At 46.4% G+C, this 7810-nt stretch carries 7 protein-coding genes; 3 read left to right on the top strand and 4 right to left on the bottom strand.

The window, feature by feature from the left end; genetic code table 11:
- A partial coding sequence (locus tag QUA38_RS25895) for an FAD-dependent oxidoreductase (RefSeq protein ID WP_333166983.1) occupies window positions 1-660 on the top strand: 660 nt, incomplete at its 5' end.
- Between the two features lie 318 nt (window positions 661-978).
- Here QUA38_RS25895 and QUA38_RS25890 read toward each other — a convergent pair.
- On the bottom strand, window positions 979-1353 hold the full coding sequence (locus QUA38_RS25890; RefSeq protein WP_333166981.1) for a type II toxin-antitoxin system RelE/ParE family toxin: 375 nt from the start codon (window positions 1351-1353) through the stop codon (window positions 979-981).
- Window positions 1346-1681: a hypothetical protein gene (locus tag QUA38_RS25885; RefSeq protein WP_333025783.1), complete on the bottom strand. Its 336-nt coding sequence runs from the start codon at window positions 1679-1681 to the stop codon at window positions 1346-1348. The genes QUA38_RS25890 and QUA38_RS25885 overlap by 8 nt, the downstream gene beginning before the upstream one ends.
- 158 nt (window positions 1682-1839) lie before the next feature.
- Here QUA38_RS25885 and QUA38_RS25880 point away from each other — a divergent pair, with 158 nt between their 5' ends.
- Entirely contained in the window at window positions 1840-4560 is a 2721-nt protein-coding gene (locus tag QUA38_RS25880; protein WP_333166979.1) for a valine--tRNA ligase, read from the top strand.
- 155 nt (window positions 4561-4715) lie between these two features.
- Window positions 4716-5213 carry a hypothetical protein gene (locus QUA38_RS25875; RefSeq protein ID WP_333166977.1) on the top strand — a complete coding sequence of 166 codons (498 nt, stop codon included), beginning with the start codon at window positions 4716-4718 and terminating at the stop codon, window positions 5211-5213.
- A gap of 142 nt (window positions 5214-5355) precedes the next feature.
- Here the strand turns inward: QUA38_RS25875 and crtB are convergent, their stop codons facing one another.
- Both crtB and pds read right to left on the bottom strand, forming a co-directional pair.
- Complete coding sequence (gene crtB / locus QUA38_RS25870) at window positions 5356-6285, bottom strand: 15-cis-phytoene synthase CrtB (RefSeq protein ID WP_172186569.1); 930 nt, start codon at window positions 6283-6285, stop codon at window positions 5356-5358.
- Between the two features lie 92 nt (window positions 6286-6377).
- The gene (gene pds, locus QUA38_RS25865) at window positions 6378-7751 is read right to left on the bottom strand and encodes a 15-cis-phytoene desaturase (protein WP_333166973.1); all 1374 of its coding nucleotides are present in this window, start codon (window positions 7749-7751) and stop codon (window positions 6378-6380) included.
- Window positions 7752-7810 lie beyond the last annotated feature (59 nt).

The raw sequence follows: 7810 nt of genomic DNA, 5'->3' as shown, positions 1-7810 counted from the left end.
GGCAATGTCTGCGTTTATAACAAAAATGTGCTGTCCTGGAACGGGTTTCTGTTTAAATACCAAGTTAACCAAATCATGAAGATGGAAGCTAACGGCAGAAAACCGACTCCTGAAATGATTAGAGAAATGTCATTTCTCCAATACTGGCTACAAAAGAAGTCGGGGAAAGATGTGAGAGTATTTATTCCAGACGAGATTTATATCAGGCAAACTTTGAACGTTCGCGATGTGGTAGATCCGCTGACGGGGCAGGAGATTATCAAAGGGGGAACAGTACCTGAAAAGTCGATCGGCAGTTTTTCCTACGATTTCGATATGCGGGGCGGAGTCAAGAATTTATCTGCGAGAATTCCGCCACTGCCAGTCTATAATTTTGGCATAGAAAGCGCTTTGGCTAGCAAAGTCAAGAATTTAGCCATTGTCGGGCGATCGTCCGGTTATGTCGGTATGGCTGTATCCGTCGGGCGAATTGCGACGGTGAATATTTATCAAGGACAAGGTGTGGGCGTGGCCGCTGGTTTGGCTAGCAAGTTCGGCGTGCCGCTGAATTCAATTACTTCGGCTGAAACGAAAAAAACTCTGGAGACTTTAACGGGGAAAACGACGTATTTGTCGGGGAGAGATACGAGTTATGGAGTTGATTATAAGGAGGTGAAATAATCGAGGTATAGCAGCCGCCCGTGTTGCTATACGATGTTCAACCCCGCCTACAAACTATAAACTTTTGTTTGAGTTTGAGAACAAAAAACCCAATCCCTGGAGTTTGATAACTGTTATTCATTGCGATACTTAATTATTGCAAGTTGTTTTACCAGTAGGACTAAGGCAAAAAGAAAACAGGTTTCTCTGCAAAATCGTGGCTTTCTCCGAGAAAAGGCGGTTTTTGGATTAATGATTTCTGTCAAATAAGATATAAAAACGATTTTACCACTGAAGATGTCGAAACCTCATATTCGACGGCGCAAGATTCCCCAACTCTTAGATATCCTCTCGATCTTCGCTCTGCTGCTGCTCGTATTCTGTAATAATGTTCTGAATATCCTCTGCTGCAATATCGACTTGTTCGGATTTGGTGTAAAGGGTCAGCAAAATGATTCCCGTTGCTGTTTGGACGTAGTAAATTAAACGGTATCCACCACTTTTACCTTTTTGATTGTCGCTATTTCGGACTCTCAACTTGAAGACTGCATAACCCACTCCAGCAATTCTATGTCCTGGCAGTTCTCCCCGTGTGAGTTGTTCGATAATGGGTTGAATATCATTGCGAATGCTGCGGTATTTTTTTGCAAGAGTGCGTAAATTGCGATTGAAGGTTGGTGAAACTATAACTTGAATGAAGGGCAAGTCAGTCATTTTCAATTCCTTCCCACATTTGAGCAACCGAAATGGTTTGCCCAGTCATGGCTTCGTGCCAAGCTTGCCGAAAATCTTGTAGAAGCGCTGCTTTAGATTGGCCCTCTCCGTCAATTTCTGAGGGTTCTGGAATACTAAAAGAATTAGCAGGAGGCATCTCTTGGATTTCTGCTGAGAAAACCTCTGGCAGATTATTTTGCGAAATGATTACCCCCTGACGTTGCTTTTGGCTTAGAAACTCTATAAAACTCGCAACTAATGCCAGATGTTCTGGAGAGAGTCGATCGAGCCATCGATCGATTTGATGTCGAAGTGCTGCTACATTCATAATGCCATCAAACCTTTTAATTTTATCTTCATTTTAACTTGACACTTCCCGCCTTGAATATCCCTCTTCCCTCTGCCTCTGACGCGGATGCGGTTCAAAACTCTTCTCCTCCCTCTCCTGTGGCACAATCATAAATAAGATCAAACTCTCAAGCCACCATGACCGCAAACCTACCCCCCCAATACGACCCCCAAGCCACCGAAGCCAAATGGCAAAAATACTGGGAAGACAACCAAACCTTCAAAGCTGACCCAGAAGCCGGCGGCGAACCTTACTGCGTAGTCATCCCGCCGCCCAACGTGACCGGCAGTCTCCACATGGGACACGCTTTTGAAGAGACGCTGATTGATGTCCTCGTCCGCTATCACCGCATGACTGGACGCAATACCCTGTGGTTGCCGGGAACGGATCATGCTAGCATCGCAGTTCAAACTATTCTCGAAAAGCAACTCAAAGCAGAAGGCAAAACTCGCCACGATTTAGGCCGAGAAAAATTCTTGGAACGGGCCTGGGAGTGGAAAGCTGAATCGGGCAATACTATTACTAATCAATTACGCAGTTTGGGCGTGTCTGTCGATTGGTCGCGCGAACGCTTTACGATGGATGAAGGCTTATCCGCTGCGGTTTTAGAAGCGTTTGTCCGCTTGTATGATGAGGGGCTGATTTATCGCGGTAATTACCTGGTGAATTGGTGTCCGGCGAGTCAGTCTGCTGTGTCGGATTTGGAGGTAGACCAGCAGGAAGTTGAGGGCCATTTGTGGCATTTCCGCTATCCTTTGACGGACGGTTCTGGTTATTTGGAGGTGGCGACGACTCGGCCGGAAACGATGTTGGGTGATACTGGGGTGGCGGTGAATCCACAGGACGATCGCTACAAACATCTTATCGGTAAAACTGTGACTTTGCCGATCGTGAATCGCGAAATCCCAATCATTGCTGATGAGTTTGTCGATCCGACTTTCGGAACTGGTTGTGTCAAGGTGACTCCCGCCCACGATCCGAATGACTTCGAGATGGGTAAGCGTCACAATTTGCCGTTTATTAACATTATGAATAAGGACGGCACTTTAAATGAAAATGCCGGAGAGTTCCAGGGACAAGACCGATTTGTTGCCAGAAAGAATGTGGTGCAGCGGTTAGAAAATGACGGGTTTTTGGTTAAAATAGAAGATTATAAGCATACAGTTCCCTACAGCGAACGCGGCAAAGTTCCGGTCGAACCTTTGATATCTACGCAATGGTTTGTAAAGATAGATCCTCTTTCTCAACGCGCTTTAGAAGCATTAGATCAAAGTAACTCACCAGTCTTTGTTCCTGACAGATGGACAAAGGTTTATCGCGATTGGTTGGTGAAGCTGAAGGATTGGTGTATCTCCCGACAATTGTGGTGGGGACACCAAATCCCGGCTTGGTATGCTGTTAGCGAAACCCAGGGCGAAATTACTGATACAACGCCGTTTGTGGTGGCGAAAACTGAAGCTGAAGCTAAGGAAAAAGCTACGGCTAAATTTGGTAATGACGTGCAGCTAGCAAGAGATCCAGACGTATTGGATACTTGGTTTTCGTCTGGGTTGTGGCCTTTCTCAACTTTGGGATGGCCGGACGAAACTAAAGATTTGGAGTTTTACTATCCGACAACTACTTTGGTTACAGGTTTTGATATCATCTTTTTCTGGGTTGCTAGAATGACGATGATGGCAGGACATTTTACTGAAAAGATGCCTTTTGATACTGTTTACATTCACGGTTTGGTGTTGGATGAAAACGGTCAGAAAATGTCTAAGAGTAAAAATAACGGTATCGACCCGCTGCTGTTGATTGGTAAGTACGGTACTGATGCTTTGCGCTACACCTTGGTTAAGGAAGTGGTGGGGGCCGGTCAAAATATTCGCATGGAGTACGATCGCAAAACTGATGAGTCGAAATCGGTGGAATCTTCCCGGAATTTCACTAATAAGTTGTGGAATGCGGCCAGGTTTGTGATGATGAATTTGTCGGCACAGACTCCGCAGCAATTGGGGCATCCTGCGGTTGAGGATTTAGAATTGTGCGATCGCTGGATTCTTTCTCGCTACAATCAAGTTGTGCAAGAAAGCCGCAATTGTTTGGAAAATTACGGTTTGGGGGAAGCGGCGAAGGGACTTTATGAGTTTATTTGGGGCGATTTTTGTGACTGGTATATTGAGTTAGTAAAATCTCGCTTGCAGCAGGATGCTGAACCAAATTCTAAGAAAGTGGCACAGCAAACTTTTGCTTCTGTGTTGGAAGGTATTCTGAAACTGCTGCATCCTTTTATGCCGCACATTACTGAGGAAATTTGGCACACTCTGACTCAAACAGGTGACGATCGATGTTTGGCTTTGCAAGCTTATCCTGAAGCCGACCTCTCGCTAATAGATGCTGAATTAGAACAGCAGTTTGAGTTGTTGTTCGGTACAATTCGCACTATTCGCAATTTGCGGGCAGATGCTGATATCAAACCCAGTGTGAAGGTGACGGCGATTTTGCAAAGCGAAAGCGAGAAAGAACGCCAAATCATCTCAGATGGAGGCGTTTACATTCAGGATTTGGCAAAAGTCGAAAATCTGACAGTTACTGCTAGTTTGGATGCAGATTTGGGACAGACAATTGCTGGGGTTGTCGGTACTGTGCAAGTATTGATTCCTCTGGCTGGGGTGGTGGATTTGGTGGCTTTGCGTGCTAAGTTAGAAAAGAAGTTGAGCAAAGTGGAAGCTGAAATTAAGCATACTGCGGCGCGTTTGACAAATCAGAAGTTTGTGGATAAGGCTACTCCTGATGTGGTTCAGGGCGCGAGGGATGCTTTGGCGGAAGCCGAAAAACAAGCGGAGATTTTGCGCGATCGGCTAAAGGTGTTTTAATAGTTGACTGTTGACTTTTGCGGGGGCGGGTTTACGAGATAGTTAGTTTCAGGCAATTATTGTTGGTAAAACCCGCCCCTACGAACTCGCAAATCCTACAAGAAATAACTAATAACCCCTATCTAACAACCAATAACTAATTACTAATTACCCTCATGTTATATTTAGCCCAAGTACAAAATCAGGAAAATTTAGGCGAGATAAGTCTGCAATTGCTGGCTTGCCAAAATTCTGATGATACTTGGGCTATTCTTAGTGAAGAAAGTTTCTTGACATTACAGAAAGATTTTGATCGAAATCAAATTAACTCTGCAACTAATCTTTTAAATGAAGGGATTTTAGTATTAGCAAATGTTGACGAAAATAGCCAGATTTTACATATTCAAGCAGCGACCAACTGGGTGCTACAATTAGTAGATAAATATTTAACAACAGGCTTTACTCCCGATTTTTTGCAGCAAGAAGCCCAGAAAGCAGAAGATTGGCGGCAATCTCTCACTTTGCAGAGTCAAGAATTGTCTCGCCGCTTGATTGAAGTTGAAGCCCGCCGGGAACAAATTCAAAATTTAGAGGCAAAACTCCAGCAGGAAAAGCAATTGTTGGAAAGTTCGATCGATCGATTGAAAATTTCACCCGCTACACCGCCACTTTGACTTATATCGACACACAGCAGGCAGGGACACGGCACTAGCGCGTCCCTACAAATCTAATATGCAATTTGCTGGACATCATATAATTTGTAACTTGACAAATACCCCTTACCCGTTGCCGAATCGCCAGCTATACGGCCCGCGGCTAAAGCACTTTTGACTTCAGCCAAGCGGCGGGGAGACACAGCAGTTTCTGAGAATTGCTAACATAAGCCCGCTTCTGGAAAACATCGTACTGATTGCGTTCGATCGCATTTAAGATCCTGCTGTACAGCATGGTAGCAGCCCAAACTGTCCAGCGGATATCGGGACTCAGCACTTTAATTCCGGGTTCGGCGCTGGCGTATAATTTGCGAGCTCGCTGAATTTGAAACCGCATCAATTCCCGCCAGCGGTTGTCAATGACACCGTTGAATAAATCTTCTTCGGTGTAGTTAAACAAAGCTAAGTCTTCTAAGGGAATGTAAATGCGACCGCGGCGGGCGTCTTCTCCGACATCGCGCAGAATATTAGTCAACTGCTTGGCAATACCGAGGGAGATGGCTTCTTCTTTGGGAATTCTATTCCCCCAGTGCCAATTCCAATTAGCAGCGGACTTCGATTCGTCTACACCCATGACAGACATCGACATCAACCCTACAGTACCCGCTACTCGATAACAGTAAAGATTGAGCTCTTCAAAAGTTTCGTAGCGGCTGCGGTACAAATCCATTTGCTGGCCCGCAATCATCTCCCGAAACGGCTGAATGTCGATCGGGAAACGAGACAGCGTATCCACCAAAGCTACGTCGTAGTCGTCGTGAGGATGGCCGGCAAACACAGATTCTAGGCGTTTTTCCCACAGATTGAGGGTTTCAGGGGTCGTTGCATCAGAACCCGGCCCGTCTACGAGTTCGTCGGTGCGGCGGCACCAGACGTAAATCGCCCAAATCGCCCGACGCTTCGCTTCGGGCATGAGTTGAGTGCCTAAATAAAAATTTTTGGCATAACTCGCCGTGACTTGGCGGCACAGTTCGTAAGAGTCATCCACAGAAGCCAGAGTTCTCATGCACTGGAGTTTTGACAGTTGCAGCATCCGAGAATAAGAAATTTAAAGATTAGAACTGACATTCCCCCGTTTAGAAAACGGGAGATTCTTTTACGTTTTTATGAAAAATTCTTAATTTTTCATTTGTTATTGGCCGTCGAAATAGCCTGCGCTGTCAGCTTACCAGAAAGCACGGCACCTTCCATACTCGCAAGATAACGCTGCATTGTATAATCCCCCGTTAGATAGAAATTGCTAATGGGAGTTGTTTGTGTGGGACGGCACTGCTGGCGTCCGGGAGTGGCTTTGTAGACGGAACGAGGGGTTTTGACTACGTGATATTTGAGCAGTTTGGCTGGTTCTGGGATTTGATCGGGAAAGAGTTTTTCTAACTCGACCATTGTGGCTGCGACGATATCTTCGTCAGATTTGCCTATCCAGTCTTTGGCCGGTGCTAAAACCAGTTCCAGCATTGATTTGTCTGGGTTGGCATATTCGCGGCAGGTGTTGCTCATGTCGGCGTAGACGCTCAGCAGGGGCGATCGCGAGAACAGCAAATGGTCGATTTCAGTTAGCTTGCGATCGAACCACAAGTGTACATTAATGACGGGTACTCCCTCCAAGCCTTCGAGCTGTTTGAAATAATCCATTTCGCCCCAAGGTTTCGGCATCATCAACTTGAGCGGGTCAACCGGCATAGCGGAAACGTAAATATCGGCCGTCAGAATTTCTGACTCTGCCCCTTTTACCCCCCGAATGTGGAAGCCGCGCACCGTGTTGTCATCGTTGAGCAAAAACTCTTTGATGGGTGCATTCAGCCGGACTTGGCCGCCGCGCTCAGTTATGTAGTCTACCATCGGCTGACACAACCTCTCTGTGGGGGAACCGTCTAAAAAGGCCATTTTCGAGCCGTTTTTCTCTTGCAAGAAGCGGTTGAGGGCTGTCAGCAGTATGGTTGCAGATATTTCGTGGGGGTCGATGAAGTTGAGCGCCTTGGACATGGCGATGAATACTTCTTTTTCGACTCTGGGGGGGACGTTTTGCTTTTTCAGCCAGTCGGAAAACGAGTATTTGTCCATTTCTTCGACGTATTTTTGACCCTGAAGCATCGCCGGAATCAAACCTATACCGAAGCGGATTTTTTCGGGCCAGGTGAGCATATCGTTGTTGCTCAAGATGGCTGCGACGCCGTTGAAGGGAGCCGGAAGGTCGGGAAAGTCAAAGCGGGAATAGGTTCCGGGGGTTTCCGGCTGATTGAAAATCATCGAGTGCTCTTTCCATTGCAGCCGGTCTTCGATGTCAAGTTCTTTGAATAGTTGGAGCATATTCGGGTATGCGCCGAAGAAGATGTGGAGGCCGGTTTCGTACCAGTCGCCATCTGCATCTTTCCAGGCGGCTACTTTGCCGCCGAGTACGTCCCGACTTTCTAGGAGGATGGGGGTGTGGCCCGCGTCGGTAAGATATTTTGCGCAGGAAAGTCCTGCTAAGCCTGCTCCGGCGATCGCAACTCGCATTTGATACTACTTGGCCTCTGTGTTCGCTTCGGTTTAATTATACTTTACAACTCGTTACA

This window comes from Microcoleus sp. Pol12B4 (assembly GCF_036701385.1).
Taxonomy (GTDB): Bacteria; Cyanobacteriota; Cyanobacteriia; order Cyanobacteriales; family Microcoleaceae; genus Microcoleus.
The sequence above is the reverse complement of the archived record's forward strand: the minus strand, read 5'-3'. Positions and strand labels throughout refer to the sequence as shown.

Bases quoted from the DNA above. Each gene is read 5' to 3' on its own strand.
- QUA38_RS25880 (WP_333166979.1), top strand. From the start codon at position 1,840: ATGACCGCAAACCTACCCCCCCAATACGACCCCCAAGCCACCGAAGCC.
- crtB (WP_172186569.1), bottom strand. From the start codon at position 6,285: ATGCTGCAACTGTCAAAACTCCAGTGCATGAGAACTCTGGCTTCTGTG.
- QUA38_RS25875 (WP_333166977.1), top strand. From the start codon at position 4,716: ATGTTATATTTAGCCCAAGTACAAAATCAGGAAAATTTAGGCGAGATA.
- pds (WP_333166973.1), bottom strand. From the start codon at position 7,751: ATGCGAGTTGCGATCGCCGGAGCAGGCTTAGCAGGACTTTCCTGCGCA.
- QUA38_RS25885 (WP_333025783.1), bottom strand. From the start codon at position 1,681: ATGAATGTAGCAGCACTTCGACATCAAATCGATCGATGGCTCGATCGA.
- QUA38_RS25890 (WP_333166981.1), bottom strand. From the start codon at position 1,353: ATGACTGACTTGCCCTTCATTCAAGTTATAGTTTCACCAACCTTCAAT.